Source organism: Xenorhabdus bharatensis, from assembly GCF_037996705.1.
Classification (GTDB): domain Bacteria; phylum Pseudomonadota; class Gammaproteobacteria; order Enterobacterales; family Enterobacteriaceae; genus Xenorhabdus; species Xenorhabdus bharatensis.
Genome location: NZ_JBBMXG010000002.1, coordinates 372,807 through 388,148, shown reverse-complemented (window position 1 = coordinate 388,148; position 15,342 = coordinate 372,807). Strand labels below are relative to the sequence as shown.

Below are 15,342 nucleotides of genomic sequence, written 5' to 3'. Positions count from 1 at the left end.
GCATCGATTAATTTTTTATAAAATAATCATATGTATAAATCAGTTAGTTGATTTATAGCGATAATGTCTGTTATCTTGTTGTTTTGGTTGAATTTATTATCTTAATATGACGTCAAAGGCTTTATAATGACCTTTGCCAGTTCTGAAAAGTAGTGGGATACATCCTCGCCATATATCTGTCAGTTCACCAATAAACATCACGATATTAGCGATATCGGTTTTGGGTAGTTTTTTGAAGGAAGCATCATTAAGCTCTTGAAGCGCGTCATTGAGGCGTTGACCACAATAAACGGCAATTTTTGGATAGCCAAACTCCGCAGCGTTCTTCTCTACGTCGTCAATCAGATTGGCATCAATATCACAGTAAGATACGCTGTCATTACAATACAATCTTCCCCGTTCGATCTCGTGATAAATTTTTTATAAACAAAGAACTCGAAAAGATACGGATCGAGGTGAATATCGGTTGATTTACGTTTCAGATACCGAGTCATACTTTGGGTAAGAAGCTGTAAGCTATTTCGTTCAGTTCTTCCGGCATCAAATGAGGGTTTCTGTTCGGAAACCATTTCAGAAATTTCGCCAGCTTAGGAAAATGAATCACCACCCCATAACTGTGATCCATCTGTGCCATTGATGCATAGATTTTGCCTACATTCATAACAGCACGGATATGATAACTGAAACTGACAATCAAATTATCCATAATCAGCTGATAGTGGTGATGTCGCCATAATAGCGCACGGCATTTTTCTATAAATGTAATGACGGAATAAACGTTTTAGTAAAAATATATAATCCCTTCAAACGTAAGGCTTTATTCACTTCCGTTTTGACGGCAGTATACTGAAAATCCTTTTGGTCAACCCGCACCACATTTAGCGCAGTAATTCCCTCATCTTGTTCGATGTGTGTTGTCAGTTGATTAACATTAGCAGGCTTTTGAGGTGTCCAGAATTATCATGCCACTACATTTATTATTTATTCCATTCAGTATGAAAATTATATAGAAGAAGAAGGGATAACAACAGTTATTCCCTACCGAAAAAATAACTGAAATTCGGATAAAAAGATGGATAAAGAGTTATATCGTTATCGTCATTTAATCAAAAACGTGTTTACTATAATCAAACATTTCCGTGCAATCGCAACAAGATACGATAAATTGGTTCGAAATTACTCCAGCACTGGCATTTGTAATTATATGGCTACCCATATGGATCAAGTAAATGATGAGTACAAAATGTCAACACGCCCTAGTTAAAATATATAAACGTCTTACATATTTTAATGCATTAATAAAAATCATTAAACAAGATTATTATTGAATGGTGACATATGTAAATATAATATAAACACCTTAAGTAACAATTTAATTATATAAATTACATTATAAATTATATCAATTAGTTACAGTTTTTTTGTTTATTAATTTTATGGGATTTTAAATTAACCCTATAATTTACCAGCTAAAAAATCTATAAATTATTGCATCTGGACCAAATATGAATCATGAAATCTATGCTAACGCTGATAAATCTTTATTTAAATTATCTGAAGAGGGTTTAACAGATACTGAACGTGGGAAAGCATTGACAGAGCTGAGGTCATATGTAACGAAAACACGTGATAAATTCTTGGGTTATCAAACCAATCAATCTCTCCGCTATTCACCAGAACTAAGTGAATACCTAGATATTCAGTTAAACAATGTTGGTGATCCGTTTGTGGCGGGTGATTTTAGGCTTAACTCAAAAGTTTTTGAATGCGCGGTATTAGATTATTTTGCTAAACTTTGGAATGCTCCTGACCGAGATAGCGCCGAACAGGGAGAGGGCTATTGGGGTTATGTCTTGTCCATGGGAAGCACTGAAGGGAATTTATATGCACTACGTAATGCACGTGACTACCTAGCTGGGAAAGCGCTCTGGATTGATCTTAATTCAAATAATCACACTGAACAAGGCGCTTATCTGGAAGGCAATGATAATTCGCTAACCCCCGTACTTTTTTACTCCGAAGATACACATTACTCAATTGATAAAGCCAAAGATATTTTAGCACTACCTACTTTCGCTGAAATAGGGGAGTCGCGTTATCCGGGTCAGTGCCCTATTAAAACGAGTAATGGAAAATGGCCGACAAAAGTTCCATCTCTACCAACAGGGTCGATTGATCTAAATGCACTGAGCATATTAGTAGAGTTTTTTGCGTCACAGGGTTTCCCGATAGTGGTAAATTTCAACTATGGCACAACCTTTAAAGGTGCGCTTGATGATGTCAGTGGCGCGATTGATTTGCTGCTCCCCATACTTGAAAAATACGGTCTTAAGGATAGAACCCTTCAAATCACACTGGAAAATGGCAAAGTTGTCAAAAGTCCTCGAAATGGCTACTGGTTCCACATTGATGGTGCACTGGGTGCTTCTTATGGTCCATTCTTAGAAAAAGCGAGAGAGCAAGGAATTGATATTGGTGTAGGGACGCTTCCTTCATTTGACTTCAGAAATCCAATTCACTCAATTGTAACCAGCGGTCATAAAGAAATGGGGACACCGTGGCCAACAGGTGTTTACCTGACCAAACAAAAATATCTGTTGAACTTCCTTAGTGTGGATTATATCGGTGCTCAAGATTCTACTTTAGCGGGTTCGAGAAATGGTTTTTCTGCGCTGCTGCTTTGGCATTATCTAGCCAGATATTCTTATAATGACCAAATTGAAAGTATCGTCCATCGACTTCGGATGAGTGAAAATGTTTATCAGAAATTGCGGGCATTAGGTGACGAGCTGGGGATTGATCTTCACACCCACCGCTCCCCACTTTCCCTCAGTATCCTGTTCCTTTGCCCTAGCAGTGATATTGTCGATGAGTTCTCACTGTCTACGGAAGTTAAAAATGGTATTAAGTATGCACACCTTTTCGTTATGCCTCATGTGACAGATGAACTGATTAATCAGCTTATAGCGGCATTGCGCCAGCCTAGTGCTTTTAACAAAATACTATTTTTGGATAATCAGCCACAACTTACCACCATAAGTAACCTGAGCGTCGCTTAAGAAGGGAACTAAAGTGCCTGAGGTACGATCAAAGTTTTTGTTAAATAAAACAAATCTTGGATCTCCTCAGGCATGTACAATTTAGAGGAGTTTTACTGCTGTATCGATGGCTTTTGCCAAAAATTTATCCCTCTCTGGCATCAACAAATTATTGTGAAAACGGTCAGGGAGCGATACCAATATTATTGTTTCGGTTACAATACTCAAAGATTAACTCATTGATCATAAAAGTCTTGGAATAGTTTTAAAATTGGGTCAGACGAAAATGGATGATCTGGAACACCGAGGTAACCAAAGTAAAGCAATGCCAAGATACTTATGCTTATCTCAAGCTGGAATCTAAGAACAACTCAGCGTTATCAATCCAGTATTGGCTAGCTCTGATGAGTTTAGAGAAAGTCTATAAAGGTAAGAATTCTCCCAACTCTTCTTCTGGAGTAAAAATAATCTCTATTTTAGAGAACAGAGTGACATCTCAAATTTTCAATAACAAAGGATTAAGGAGAAACAGAACAGCAACCACCGTTAAGTGGTTACTTAAAATCATTATTTAATGATAAATCAACAAATTAATATTCTTTATTAACCACCTTTTTTTCAGACTGAATGAGTCTGTCAAAAATATCAGAGGGTATTGCAACTACTTTCTTTTTCAGAAGATCCACAAAAAACAACACTACCTCACACTGGTTAATGACTTCTCCACGACTGTTACTGATGGACTGCTCTATCTTCAGACGTGTCTTTCCCATTCCAGTTATTACTGTTTTTATGTGAAGTAAATCATCCAGAAAAGACGGAGAAAGATATTCGAGGCTTATTTTTTTGACAGCAAAAACACAGTTTCTGGCAACTAAATTTCCTGATTCGATGCCGAGTGAACGGAAAAACTCAGTTCTGGCGTGGTCATAGAAGTTAACATATGCCCCATGATATACAACACCCTCGGCATCTGTATCACCGTAGTAAACCCGCAGATTAAAACCCACTACGTTATCTCCTGATTTATTAACTAATTAAGGTCTGTTCAAACTTAACGTTTAATGTTTTGAGACTTCTCAGAACCAAGTTTTCGGTCTGCCACACCACTGGTGAACTGACAGTAAAGGAAGGAAACCGCTGCAAAAAAGCATGACACAGGATATCCATTTGCTTGATGGCCAATTGTTGCCCCAGACAATTGTGTAGCCCGGTGCTGAAACCAATGTGTCTGGTTATATTACTGCGGTCTATATCAAACCTGTCGGCATTAAAAAAAGCATCCTCATCCCGGTTAGCTGAACCCAAACAAAGCAGAAGTACGTCACCTGCTGCAATCTCGCTGTCACCAACCCGGCAAGAATGGGTCGCCACTCTTCTGGTTATCTGTACTGGTGAGTGCAAGCGCATGGTTTCGTTTATAGCCAACTTAATTTTTTGCGGTTCTCTGCGGAGTCGGTTTTGTAACCCGTTATCACAGGCCAGCTCCAGAAAAAAACTGCCCGTCAACGATTCATTGGTTTCACTGGTGGCAACAAGAATATTAACGATATCCGCAAAAATATTTTTCTTAACCTCGTCATGATTATTTCCATAACCACTTAAAAGTGCCCTGTAAAAAAGAGAATTTTTTAGCGGCTGCCCTTCATCCAGCATCGCATCACACAATACTGAGGCACGATGCAGGAATTCAATCCCGTCATTAAAATCTTCAAAAGAGAGTATGCCTGGCGCTTCAAGCAAAGGACGTACTTTCTTCTGAGCTTCAACGAAAAAATTCAGTTGATCATCATTAAGATTCAACCACTGTGAAAATATTTTTTGCCAGAACTTAGTCGCTATATCACTCATTATTTCAATATTACTCCGGCCAGTAATATTATTCAGAATAATATTCACCTCCTGCTCAATAATGGTTTCCAGCTCCTTCATATATATTCCAGTCACGAGAGGCATTAATGCTTTTTTATGCATCCGGTGAGATTCTTCCTCCTGAAGAAGAAGAACATTATTCAGCATATTCCGAACATTTTCAGGTAATGGACTTTGTCTGTCGCGGATATATTTTTCATAAGTATGAAATGCGCCTATTGCTTGAATATTTTTATTAAGCAATAAATTTTTTATGTCATTGTGCTTTGTTATTAGCCAATTACCACCTACTTTGCTGACAGGTTCATTTATCCTTAATTGTCGATAAATATCATAGGGATTACTCTGGAATTTTTTAGAACGTGGGTTAAATTTTATTCTTTCAGCCATATGCTCTCCTTCATTAAGATGACGATCAAAATGCGTTCCTTTAGTCCTGCTATTTAATTGATAATTCTGCCCCCTCTAAATACTAATTAAAATTTGGCGTGTAATTTCACATTATTTTATTAGATTGCGCTGCAATAAATATTGTTATTAAAGTATTAAATAATGTGATTATAAATAGTTTTTCAAAATGATAAGAGTATCCCTTACCCCGCGTGTCACGCGGGGTAAGGGATACCGCATGCGGATACTCTCACGATTATGAATAAGGTATATAGAATCTTCTTTCTATATTGGCATTAATGGTTCAGAAGTTTTTGTCCAATTTCATTTTAGCGACAACATCTCAAAAAATACTTCCTCTGGACATTGTCGTTATGAAAGTTATAAGCCGAGTTCATTAGCGATGATATTCCGCTGAATATCCGATGTTCCTGAATAAATGACGGAAGCTATGGAGTTGCGTAATTCTCTTTCGGTATGACTGTCAACAAGATAACCTTTTGCTCCGTAGATCCGTAATGCATCCATTGATAACTGTGTGTACGTTTCAGACACAAACAATTTTGCACAAGCCGCTTCCATCGTGGCATCTTTCCCTGCGTCTTTTAAGCGTCCCACTCGATAGACAAGTTCACGTGCAGCATCCAGATTAACCTTCATGTCTGCGATACGATGCGATATAGCCTGATTTTTCCCGATGGGCTGACCAAACTGTTTCCGTGTGCGTGCATGGGTAATGCATGCTTCAAGGTTGCGGCGCATCGCTCCCAAGGCGGTAGCGAGAATACATCCACGCTCATACTCCATGGCACTTTCAAAGATCTTAATACCACGCCCTTCCCGCCCTAATATGGCATCTGCGGGGATACGGCAATCCTTGAGTATAACCCGCCCCATTTGTGCGGTACGTAACCCCATTTTTTCCAGCGGTTGACTGACTTCTATACCTGGTGTGGATGATTCGACAAGAAAGGCGGTTATACCCATAGGGCCAAGAGTGGGATCAATTGTGGCATAGATAACATAAAGGTCAGCAATAGGAGCATTTGTGATATAAGTTTTCACTCCATTAAGAATATAACAATCACCCCTTCTTACTGCGTGAGTGCGCATGGAGAATACGTCCGAACCCGCTTCATCTTCTGTCGAGCCATTAGCACCGATTAGCGTTCCCTTTAATAGACCAGGTAAGAAACGGGAACGTTGGGCCGGCGTACCGTGAATAGCCAGTTGCATCGTCACTGTCCACAGATGAGCGTTGAGTGAAAATAATAGCCCCATATCTTCGCAACCGTATCCCAGACCTTCCATGATAGACAGAAGATCAGATAATGGGGCTCCGTCACCACCATATTCTTCCGGTATGCCCATTTTAAGTAACCCGAAATCTGCGCATTTTTGCCAACCTTTCAGGAAGAACGTCCCGTTACGATCAGAGGCTGAGATATCTGTCTTCAATTGCTCATGAGCAAAACGTTCGGCTTTATCACGCAATAATAGCCGTTTTTCATCTGGTTGATTTACCATGGTTTCGTTGCTCCAGAAATCGTTGTTTCAAAAATTGATAGTTAGTTTTACCCGTAGAAGTACGTGGAAGTTCAGGCAGGCAACTGAAATGGTCAGGGAGCATGTATCGTGCAAGTCGTTTATGACAATACTGATTCAGCTCTGTCAATGATAGCTGGGGATCAGAAGACACCAGAAAAGCAGAGATTGCCACTTCTCCATCAATCTCTGTGCTGATAACTGCACTGTCAGAGAGTTTAGGGTGAGTTATCAGGCATGACTCAATCTCATCCAGTTCTATCCGGTATCCATGGCGCTTAATCATGCGATCGAGACGCCCCATGAAAATGTAACCTTCTGCTGAGGAGCGAACCACATCTCCTGTGTTGTACCAATATTTGCCGTTAAGGTAAAAGATACGCTGAGCAGTTCTCTCCTGATCGTTCCAATAACCAGCAAAAACAGCATCGCCTGAAACACATAACTGACCTGATTCACCTTCCGGCACAGGCTGAAGATGTTCATTGACAACCATAGTTTCACAATGAGTACAAGGACTACCGATGGATAATGGCTCCAGACGGTTTTCCGGAATGGGCACGGGTACTTGGTAGACAGTACATACATTGGTTTCTGTGGGACCATACAAGTTGAAGTAATCGGCTTCAGGCCACAACTGCATCAACTGACGTAATTTGGGAATAGGGAAAACCTCTCCTGCAAATAGTACGAGGCGTAGCTGGTTAGGGATATGCCCTTTTTGACCCTGCTCAGCCAAAATACCCAAAATTGCAGGCGCAGAATACCAGATGGTAATTGCTCTGCGGGCAATAAATGAAGCCAGATGGCGTGGGCTTGCGGCAAGATCAGTATCAATCAGATGAATGCAGGCTCCATTCTTCACAGAGACATAAATGTCGAAAATAGACAGGTCAAAATGAAATGGGGCGTGACTGGATATTTGATCTTTTGCCGTCACCCGAAAGAAATCTGAAGCCCATTCAACGAAACTAACTGAGTTACGATGGGTTATAACTACCCCTTTCGGGATACCAGAAGAACCAGATGTGTACAGTATATAGGCAGGATGATTTGCATCTGGTGTACCGCGTGGATAATTAGGCTCTTTTTCACTTTTTTCTGTGGTTCGTTTTCCTATAGATAAAACATTTCGTACCTGTAATGCCCTGCTTGCTTTTTCTTCCGTTGCCTGTATTACAATGATCCGGGGTTGCAGGTGAGGGGCAACTTGTATCAAGTGTGCAGCGGATTCTGAATCGGCCAGAATACAACGAACATGACAATTATCAAAGACAGTGGATGCCCGTGAAGCGGAGCTATCCACATCGACGGGGACGTACACTGCACCTAAACGGAGTGCACCAAAAATGGCGGCAAGTGTTTGTGGTTTCTTGTGCATGAAAATACCAACACGATCTCCCATCACAACGTCTTTTTGGTCAAGGAAAGCTGCAACTTGATCCGCAGCATCGGAAAGCTGCTTATAACTCATTGTTGAATCGTCAGAACCAATGACTGCACAAGCTTCGGGATATCGTAAGACGGCATCATCTAAGTATTTAGCCAGATCGACTGAAGATTCAGTTTGTGCCTTTGATACTGTCGCTATCATTGCTTGTCTGCTTCTGATGTAGAATCATCCAATGACTTTTCAATGACATAGCGTGATATTTCACGAATAGTCGTAAAACGTGTTCTGGGATCACTGACACCAACGATAATATTGAACTCATCTTCAATAAATGAAACCAGACGCATCATTGCCAAGGATGAAAGTATCCCTGATTCGCCTAAATTCAAATCATCAGTAATATCAAGATCATTTCCTTTGAGGATATCGTCGATAATAAAAGCCCGGATTTTAGTCAAGGTATTAGTCATCATAACTTTCTCTATCAGTCAGCGATTAATGTTAATGAATGAAAAGTATTCACAGTGGATTTATAGCAGGCTCATCCTTGCATGAAGGGTGCCAGAATGACGTCAGGCCAGCGGAGTATGGCTGCTGAAGCTTCTGCCTGACCACCAAACCCGTACAGAAGTACAGTATCACCGGGTTTAATATCACCGGCAGCAGCGGCAGTATATGCATTGAATGGCATCAGCACCGGCCCGATATTAGCAACCTGTGGGAAAGTATTTACCACACGATTAAGTTCTACGCCTAATGCACTGGCCGAAAACTCTGCGTGCCAGGCTGTCGGAGTATTCACAACGACAAAGTCAATATCTTTCAATTCAAGCCCGGCTTTTGCCAGAGCACCCTCAGTTGTCTGTACGAGATACTCTTCAGCCGTAGCGCGTAATACGTGGGAGATAGAAGGATCTACGCGCAAGCGGATTTTTTGCCTGAGGGGGTTTGTTCCTGAGGTATCCTCGACTGCATCAAGCAGCCAGGTGCCACAGGTTTTTCCTGTATGCAAAGATTCAGCACCCAGTAGACCAAAACCATTTTCAACCGGCCCGACCAAAAATGCTGCCGAAGCATCTCCACATAAACGAAGGGTGACATCATCAGGTTCGATCGCCCGCGATAGTCTGGATGTTGTTATGACTAAAATTCGTTCTTTTAATCCTGCTTGCACCCAGGCACAGGCTGTCAATAATGCCGTCATGGAACCACCACAGGTTGCTTCTATGTTAAAAGCACCGCCGCCAGTTCCGAGTGACTGAGCAAGATACCCGGCATCACCTGAGCCGATCCGATCGGGGAACATTGACACTGAAATCAGGCAATCTACCTCTGCCGGAGAAACACCCGCAGCTCCCAGTACACGATGTGCGGCTTTAACCCCGAGCTCCACACTTCCTTCGTTAGTTGCTGCGATTCGGCGTTCGACACTACCGAAAAAAGGATCGTTCAGATAACGTTCCATTGCAGCATCATAGGGGTTGATTTTACGACGACTGGATACACCACGCACTCCCGCTGCTGTTATTGACTGTTCTTGAGGTATATCTTCACACCACCAATCATTTGTACGCACCTCATCAGGCAAATATACGGCAATAGCCTGAATTCCTGCTGCTTGCATATAGTCTCCTCATATAATAAAAGTGGATTACCTAAAATCATGCGCATGAATTTGCGTTCTGATTTGCAGGCAATAAAATAAATTCGAACTAAAAATCAGTTGTATGATAAATGCAAAAGTTCACTTTAAATACTATAAATTTATTGAACTATTAAAAAAGAAAACCACCTAGAATTTAATGTTTATCCAGCAATATCGCCGAGTAAGCCGATGAATAAAATAAACTATTACTTACATCAGAGAATATAACTCAATAAATATTATTTATTGTAAACTCACTTCACATTGAATGAGTGTTTATTTCATTTTTTCTCATTTAACTTTAGTATCAAACATATTGATGAATTTATTGATCACCTTCCATGAAAACAGAATTTAATCGACTTTATTCGATATTTTCATATAAAAAACCTTTTATTAACAATAAAATTTTTAGGATAGATCATACATCATTTTAACGGTATTTTACTTGTATCTAACTGTTTAAATAAGTGAAATATGAGCATGAAAAAAATTAATGATAATATATTAATAACATTAATAGCCATAATATGTGGTTTTACTGCTGCTAATATGTATTATGTTCAGCCACTAATCCCCATCATCCGGGATAACCTACTGGTATCTTATGAGAAAGCATCCATGCTATATTCGTTATCTCTGGTGGGTAATGCTGCGTCACTATTTTTTATAATACCATTAGGTGATTTTTATAATAAAAAGAAACTAATAGCTATTCTTTACCTTATTTCATCATTGTCGTTATTAGTTTTTTTTGTATGCGACAACTATTACGCCCTGTTATTGATGTCTTTTTTAATTGGCGTTGGAACCTCAGCCATTCCATTGATTATTGCAGGATTAAGTAAACAAAAAAATGGAACGATATATATTGGCAGGATCATGGCAGGGGTACTGATTGGTATTCTTTTTTCAAGATTTTTGTCAAGTATCCTTAGTGAAATTTGGGGTTGGAAATCAATATATATTATTTCAAGTATTTTGATGGCTCTTTCTGGTTATTTTTTATTAAAAAAGTATTCGACACCAGAAAGCACAGAAAAAAATACGGTTAAAAATTATCGAAACATTTTATTTCTGAATATAACAGGAATCATTAAAAGTGACATTATCCGGTATTATTGTTTTAACGCCTTTGTCATTATGTTCGTATTCTCTGCATTCTGGAGTAATATATCTATGTTTCTGTCATCATCCTTTAGTTTTAGCCAATCAGAAATAGGTTTTTTTTCACTGATTGGTGTTGCAGGTGCTTCCTCGGCACTGTTTTCATCTTATATTTTAAAACTAATAAATTATAAAAACAAAATCCTCTACTTATTATCTGTTATAGCATTAATCATTATGGCTAGTTCTAAAAAATACATTTTAAGTACTATAATAGGTGCATTGCTGCTTGATGCGTTTATTCAATTAATACATGTCAACAATCAAAGGAACTTGTATCTTTCCTGTAAAGGGAATGAGGCGCGCGCTGCAAGTTGTTATATGACAAGCTTTGTAATCGGTGGGGCCTTCGGCGGGTTTATTTCATCCTATATTTATACCATGTATGGGTGGAGTTGGGTTTTGATTATCTGTGCAATTATTTCTTTCGTTCCAGTATGCTTAAATCAAAGAGAAAGTAATCATGAAAAACATTAACACATCACAATCAATAAATTGGAGTTCTGCTCCTCGTTATTTGGCTTATTTCTTATCTATTCAATAATTAGCCACTCATCACAACATCAACAATTATTTCTAACGATTAACCGCAGTAACGGCATGAATATCAAAGTTAACAGCTACTGATTCAGTACCTCCTATCTCAATCACCTTCCTCATAAATTCATTGAAATACAACTCACCACCTTCCTGCTCAATATAGTGAGTGACATAACTGGTGGATAAGAAAAAGAGCACCATTTCTTCTGGTGAAAGAAAAATAAGTTAATTAATTAAATTATTTAGTATTTATTCTAAATGCAATATCCGTTTTTTATGATCTTCGCTTTTTAATTTAGTCTTTGGTTACAAATGCATTTACACCAGTGAGATTAGCTGTGAAGTTCCACAACTTTAAGGCTTCTGACAGATCAATTGCGTATTCACAAACACCGGCAAAAGCCTCTTTATAATCTGATGCAAGCCCAGCAACGTCACAATCTTCACAATAAAGTCCTCCCAGTCCATTCAACGCTGAGCTTGTTGCAGCCCATACCTCAGTCGCAGCACCTTGTGCCGGAGTTTTAAAGGTTGAATCAATTGGATTACCATCTTTATCCATCCATCCCTCTCTCTCCATCTCTTCATGAGACAAGTGCCGCTGAAGAGGAGTAAATATTTTCCCCGGGTGCAGAGAAAACGCCCTGATGTTTTTATCTTTCCCATATTCATCCAACTGTAATGCAAAAAGTATATTCGCAGTTTTAGACTGTGCATATGCTAACCACTTGTCATAACCACTGATAAATTGAATATCATCCCATCTGATTGGAGAGTTATGATGCCCAGCCGATGAAACACACACTACCCTCCCTCCTACTCGGATATTATTCCATATGAGATTGATCAGTACGTAATGGCCAACATAATTTGTGGCAAACTGTGATTCCCATCCCGGGCCAACCCGTTTTTCCGGAGAAGCCATAATGCCGGCATTACAAATCACATAATCAAAGAGATATTTATTCGCATTGATATAATTCGCTAATTTCCTAACAGAATTAACATCGGAAAGATCAAGTGGAAGAATTGTAATATTGCTTAGCTCACTTAATGTCTTAGAAGCATTCAATATATCCCTTGCCCCCACGACCACATGAGCACCTGCTTCTGATAGTGCTTTGGTGGCCTCATATCCCAGCCCAGAATGTCCACCGGTGATAAAAGCTGTCTTACCTTTAATATCAATACCTTTAAGTACATCCGAGGCTGTTGATGATGCACTAAACCCTGAATTGATTGGTTTTTGGACTCGCATAAAATTCCCTATCGCTATTTTAATTTAGAAGTAGTCTGCTCTTACCCGTTAAGTATAAAATTCCTTTAAGACAGTAACTCTATCATTGCTAATAGAGACAGTCATTCAACGAATATTTAATTCATATAAATACTGATTGTTTTTTAAAATAAAATGTATTTCTGGTAATCTATTCAGGAAGATGCAAGGAGGGTTGAATGTCGATTAAGTCATTATTGTATACATTTCTAATAATGTTTTTATTTATTATTAGCAACATAGGGTTTATTTCTATCGATTTAACTACCAAGGAGATATTCACTTTATGGCCAAACAATGAATACACCATAGATGAACTATCCTTTCTTATTTGCAGTGCTGATTATCTCATGCTGACTAACAACTTACTGTTTATTTTTTGTATTACTATTTTTTTGTTTCGAAATAATTTAAAACGAAGTTTGCACCTTATTTTTTCTGCTATTTTGATTAGTGTTATAAATAATCTCGTTACACTAATTTACATCCTGAACTTTTCAACGATTTCCCATTTTTTAAAGACCAATCTCTAAATTGGGTATTAATGTCATTTCCTATCTCAATGGTTATTATTTATTTCATCACCAGAATAAATGTCTATGAAAAGTAGCCAAGATGAGCTAATACAGCCAGCTTATTGCCTCGGCTAAAGAGACCATCGTGATGGATGCTCCCCTTCTGGCTATCAGCATTATTTTTTCTGACCGACGATCATTTACGGCAAGAGGGTGACGCATACTGTGCTATATTTGTTAAGTTAATTTAAACTAAATCACTCTTCTTATGGTTTGATTATTTTGCTTAAAACGTTATCAAATTCACATAATCACCATTATTAGAGTTTATTCCTATTATCATTTTTAGCAAAATGCATCATCTTTATAATGCCCTAAAAATAAATAGGGCAGCGTGTATTGCAAAGGAAAAAACAACGTTATGAAAATGAAAGCTCTTGTTGCGGTAGCTGTTTCTGCTGTCATGCTGACGGGGTGTCAGAATCTTGATCATGGAATGCTGGCTAGCTCTGGGATGCAATTATTCAAAGCAGCGACGCTAAATGATTCTGATGTTAAACAACTATCTGACCAATCATGTAGGGATATGGATGCACAGAATAAAATTGCCCCCGCATCCAGCCAATACACTAAGCGTCTGAACAAAATCGCCAAAGCATTAGGACACGAAGTTAATGGTACCCCAGTTAACTATAAGGTCTATCTGACTGATGATGTAAATGCGTGGGCAATGGCTAATGGCTGTGTACGTGTATACAGCGGCCTGATGAATATGATGAATGATAATGAAGTCGAAGGTGTTCTGGGCCATGAAATGGGGCACGTCGCATTGGGCCACTCGCGTAAAGCAATGCAGGTTGCTTATGCAGCCGTTGCTGCCCGTACCGCAGCAGCATCAGCCGGTGGTGTCGCAGCACAGTTGAGCGATTCTCAACTTGCCGATTTGGGGCAAAAGCTACTCAACTCGCAATTTTCACAACATCAGGAAAGTCAGGCTGATGATTTCTCTTATGACCTGCTGAAAAAGCGCAATATTAAAACGGAAGGTTTAGCAACTAGCTTCGAAAAACTGGCTAAGCTGGGCAGTGGTGAAACCAGCATGTTTGATTCACACCCACCTTCAAAGGAACGTGCTGAACACGTTCGTAGTCGTATCGCCGCCGATAAGAAATAATAAGTTCTGCCCTGATTGCAGCGGTGCCAATGGCACCGCTTTTTTTGGCTAAATTTATTTTACCCGGGTATATTTGACAGAGTTCAAAAAACGATCTACATTATTTTTACCCAGATAAAAATAGAGTAGATAATACTAATGACATTCACCGCTTTTTTTCAGAACAAACGAGTTGCCTTTGGAACACTAGCCGAATTGATTGAACAGTTACAGAGTTCATCTTATCCCTCAGGGCAATTTCTTATTTTTAACGATCTAAACGGTAAGCAACTGGATTTAGACATACGCGGTACTGCTGGAGAAATTTATCAGCGGACTATCGCCTGTTATCCAGAATTAACACCTTTAACCATCGATTCATCGATAGATCTCGGTAACTCAATCAAAGGACGAGGAAGACCAAAATTAGGTGTGGTTTCAAAAGAGGTCACATTGCTGCCACGGCATTGGGAATGGTTATCCCAACAATCCGGTGGTGCTTCTGCAACTCTTCGTCGTTTGGTTGAAAAAGCCAGAAAAGAAAATCGTGATGAAGATGATAAGCGTCTTCGCCATGAACGAGCATATCTGTTTATGTCAGCCATTGCCGGAGATCTGCCCGAATATGAATCCGCTTTGCGGGCATTATTTGCAGGAAATGAGACAGAGCTGAAACAATGCATAAAATCATGGCCTGAAGATCTCCGTCACTATATTAAAAAACTGGCTTTTTCTGGAGAAGACAATTAATCCTATTTTTTATATCAATAGGGTAAGCCCGACTCTCGAAGTATAGATCGTTGAACCC

General features: G+C 39.2%; 14 protein-coding genes and 2 pseudogenes. 6 read left to right on the top strand and 10 right to left on the bottom strand.

Annotation, left to right across the window (positions count from 1 at the left end):
- Positions 1-96: 96 nt before the first annotated feature.
- Together AAC855_RS03665 and AAC855_RS03660 are read right to left on the bottom strand one after the other, a co-directional pair.
- Positions 97-390 (bottom strand): hypothetical protein, encoded by a 294-nt coding sequence (locus tag AAC855_RS03665; RefSeq protein WP_340608247.1) that lies wholly within the window; start codon positions 388-390, stop codon positions 97-99.
- Between the two features lie 100 nt (positions 391-490).
- Positions 491-706: a hypothetical protein gene (locus AAC855_RS03660; RefSeq protein ID WP_340608246.1), complete on the bottom strand. Its 216-nt coding sequence runs from the start codon at positions 704-706 to the stop codon at positions 491-493.
- Between the two features lie 378 nt (positions 707-1,084).
- Here AAC855_RS03660 and AAC855_RS03655 point away from each other — a divergent pair.
- From AAC855_RS03655 to AAC855_RS21565, 3 genes and pseudogenes are all read left to right on the top strand, one after another.
- Positions 1,085-1,229, top strand: a pseudogene (locus AAC855_RS03655) (IS5/IS1182 family transposase); the annotation flags it as partial.
- A 276-nt stretch (positions 1,230-1,505) separates the two neighbouring features.
- Positions 1,506-3,059, top strand: coding sequence for a pyridoxal-dependent decarboxylase (locus tag AAC855_RS03650; protein WP_340608245.1), 1,554 nt, complete (start codon positions 1,506-1,508; stop codon positions 3,057-3,059).
- A 72-nt stretch (positions 3,060-3,131) separates the two neighbouring features.
- Positions 3,132-3,239: pseudogene (locus AAC855_RS21565) on the top strand (IS982 family transposase); the annotation flags it as partial.
- Between the two features lie 389 nt (positions 3,240-3,628).
- Here the strand turns inward: AAC855_RS21565 and AAC855_RS03645 are convergent.
- The 6 genes from AAC855_RS03645 to AAC855_RS03620 all read right to left on the bottom strand — a co-directional run bounded on the left by AAC855_RS03645 (position 3,629) and on the right by AAC855_RS03620 (position 9,862).
- Positions 3,629-4,048 carry a YbgC/FadM family acyl-CoA thioesterase gene (locus tag AAC855_RS03645; protein ID WP_340608244.1) on the bottom strand — a complete coding sequence of 140 codons (420 nt, stop codon included), beginning with the start codon at positions 4,046-4,048 and terminating at the stop codon, positions 3,629-3,631.
- 19 nt (positions 4,049-4,067) lie between these two features.
- Positions 4,068-5,300, bottom strand: a complete 1,233-nt coding sequence (locus tag AAC855_RS03640) for a cytochrome P450 (protein ID WP_340608243.1) — start codon at positions 5,298-5,300, stop codon at positions 4,068-4,070.
- A gap of 381 nt (positions 5,301-5,681) precedes the next feature.
- Positions 5,682-6,827, bottom strand: a complete 1,146-nt coding sequence (locus AAC855_RS03635; protein WP_340608242.1) for an acyl-CoA dehydrogenase family protein — start codon at positions 6,825-6,827, stop codon at positions 5,682-5,684.
- Positions 6,808-8,439, bottom strand: a complete 1,632-nt coding sequence (locus AAC855_RS03630; RefSeq protein ID WP_340608241.1) for an amino acid adenylation domain-containing protein — start codon at positions 8,437-8,439, stop codon at positions 6,808-6,810. The genes AAC855_RS03635 and AAC855_RS03630 overlap by 20 nt, the downstream gene beginning before the upstream one ends.
- A complete protein-coding gene (locus AAC855_RS03625) occupies positions 8,436-8,711 on the bottom strand; it encodes an acyl carrier protein (protein WP_340608240.1) in 276 nt (91 codons plus the stop codon). Before AAC855_RS03625 ends, AAC855_RS03630 begins: the two co-directional genes overlap by 4 nt.
- A gap of 68 nt (positions 8,712-8,779) precedes the next feature.
- Positions 8,780-9,862, bottom strand: a complete 1,083-nt coding sequence (locus tag AAC855_RS03620; RefSeq protein ID WP_340608239.1) for a 3-oxoacyl-ACP synthase III family protein — start codon at positions 9,860-9,862, stop codon at positions 8,780-8,782.
- Between the two features lie 504 nt (positions 9,863-10,366).
- On the opposite strand from AAC855_RS03620, the gene AAC855_RS03615 reads away from it, so the two are divergent.
- Positions 10,367-11,527, top strand: coding sequence for an MFS transporter (locus tag AAC855_RS03615; RefSeq protein WP_340608238.1), 1,161 nt, complete (start codon positions 10,367-10,369; stop codon positions 11,525-11,527).
- A gap of 99 nt (positions 11,528-11,626) precedes the next feature.
- Here the strand turns inward: AAC855_RS03615 and AAC855_RS03610 are convergent, their stop codons facing one another.
- Together AAC855_RS03610 and AAC855_RS03605 are read right to left on the bottom strand one after the other, a co-directional pair.
- Complete coding sequence (locus tag AAC855_RS03610) at positions 11,627-11,791, bottom strand: hypothetical protein (protein ID WP_340608237.1); 165 nt, start codon at positions 11,789-11,791, stop codon at positions 11,627-11,629.
- A 94-nt stretch (positions 11,792-11,885) separates the two neighbouring features.
- Positions 11,886-12,848: an oxidoreductase gene (locus AAC855_RS03605; RefSeq protein WP_340608236.1), complete on the bottom strand. Its 963-nt coding sequence runs from the start codon at positions 12,846-12,848 to the stop codon at positions 11,886-11,888.
- Between the two features lie 954 nt (positions 12,849-13,802).
- Here AAC855_RS03605 and loiP point away from each other — a divergent pair.
- Together loiP and AAC855_RS03595 are read left to right on the top strand one after the other, a co-directional pair.
- The gene (gene loiP / locus AAC855_RS03600; protein ID WP_340608235.1) at positions 13,803-14,555 is read left to right on the top strand and encodes a metalloprotease LoiP; all 753 of its coding nucleotides are present in this window, start codon (positions 13,803-13,805) and stop codon (positions 14,553-14,555) included.
- A gap of 138 nt (positions 14,556-14,693) precedes the next feature.
- A complete protein-coding gene (locus AAC855_RS03595) occupies positions 14,694-15,284 on the top strand; it encodes a DUF2239 family protein (protein ID WP_340608234.1) in 591 nt (196 codons plus the stop codon).
- The last annotated feature ends 58 nt before the right edge of the window (positions 15,285-15,342 follow it).

Coding starts and splice junctions, on each gene's coding strand:
- AAC855_RS03660 (WP_340608246.1), bottom strand. CDS start 706: ATGGATAATTTGATTGTCAGTTTCAGTTATCATATCCGTGCTGTTATG.
- AAC855_RS03650 (WP_340608245.1), top strand. CDS start 1,506: ATGAATCATGAAATCTATGCTAACGCTGATAAATCTTTATTTAAATTA.
- AAC855_RS03640 (WP_340608243.1), bottom strand. CDS start 5,300: ATGGCTGAAAGAATAAAATTTAACCCACGTTCTAAAAAATTCCAGAGT.
- AAC855_RS03635 (WP_340608242.1), bottom strand. CDS start 6,827: ATGGTAAATCAACCAGATGAAAAACGGCTATTATTGCGTGATAAAGCC.
- AAC855_RS03630 (WP_340608241.1), bottom strand. CDS start 8,439: ATGATAGCGACAGTATCAAAGGCACAAACTGAATCTTCAGTCGATCTG.
- AAC855_RS03625 (WP_340608240.1), bottom strand. CDS start 8,711: ATGATGACTAATACCTTGACTAAAATCCGGGCTTTTATTATCGACGAT.
- AAC855_RS03620 (WP_340608239.1), bottom strand. CDS start 9,862: ATGCAAGCAGCAGGAATTCAGGCTATTGCCGTATATTTGCCTGATGAG.
- AAC855_RS03615 (WP_340608238.1), top strand. CDS start 10,367: ATGAAAAAAATTAATGATAATATATTAATAACATTAATAGCCATAATA.
- AAC855_RS03610 (WP_340608237.1), bottom strand. CDS start 11,791: ATGGTGCTCTTTTTCTTATCCACCAGTTATGTCACTCACTATATTGAG.
- AAC855_RS03605 (WP_340608236.1), bottom strand. CDS start 12,848: ATGCGAGTCCAAAAACCAATCAATTCAGGGTTTAGTGCATCATCAACA.
- loiP (WP_340608235.1), top strand. CDS start 13,803: ATGAAAATGAAAGCTCTTGTTGCGGTAGCTGTTTCTGCTGTCATGCTG.
- AAC855_RS03595 (WP_340608234.1), top strand. CDS start 14,694: ATGACATTCACCGCTTTTTTTCAGAACAAACGAGTTGCCTTTGGAACA.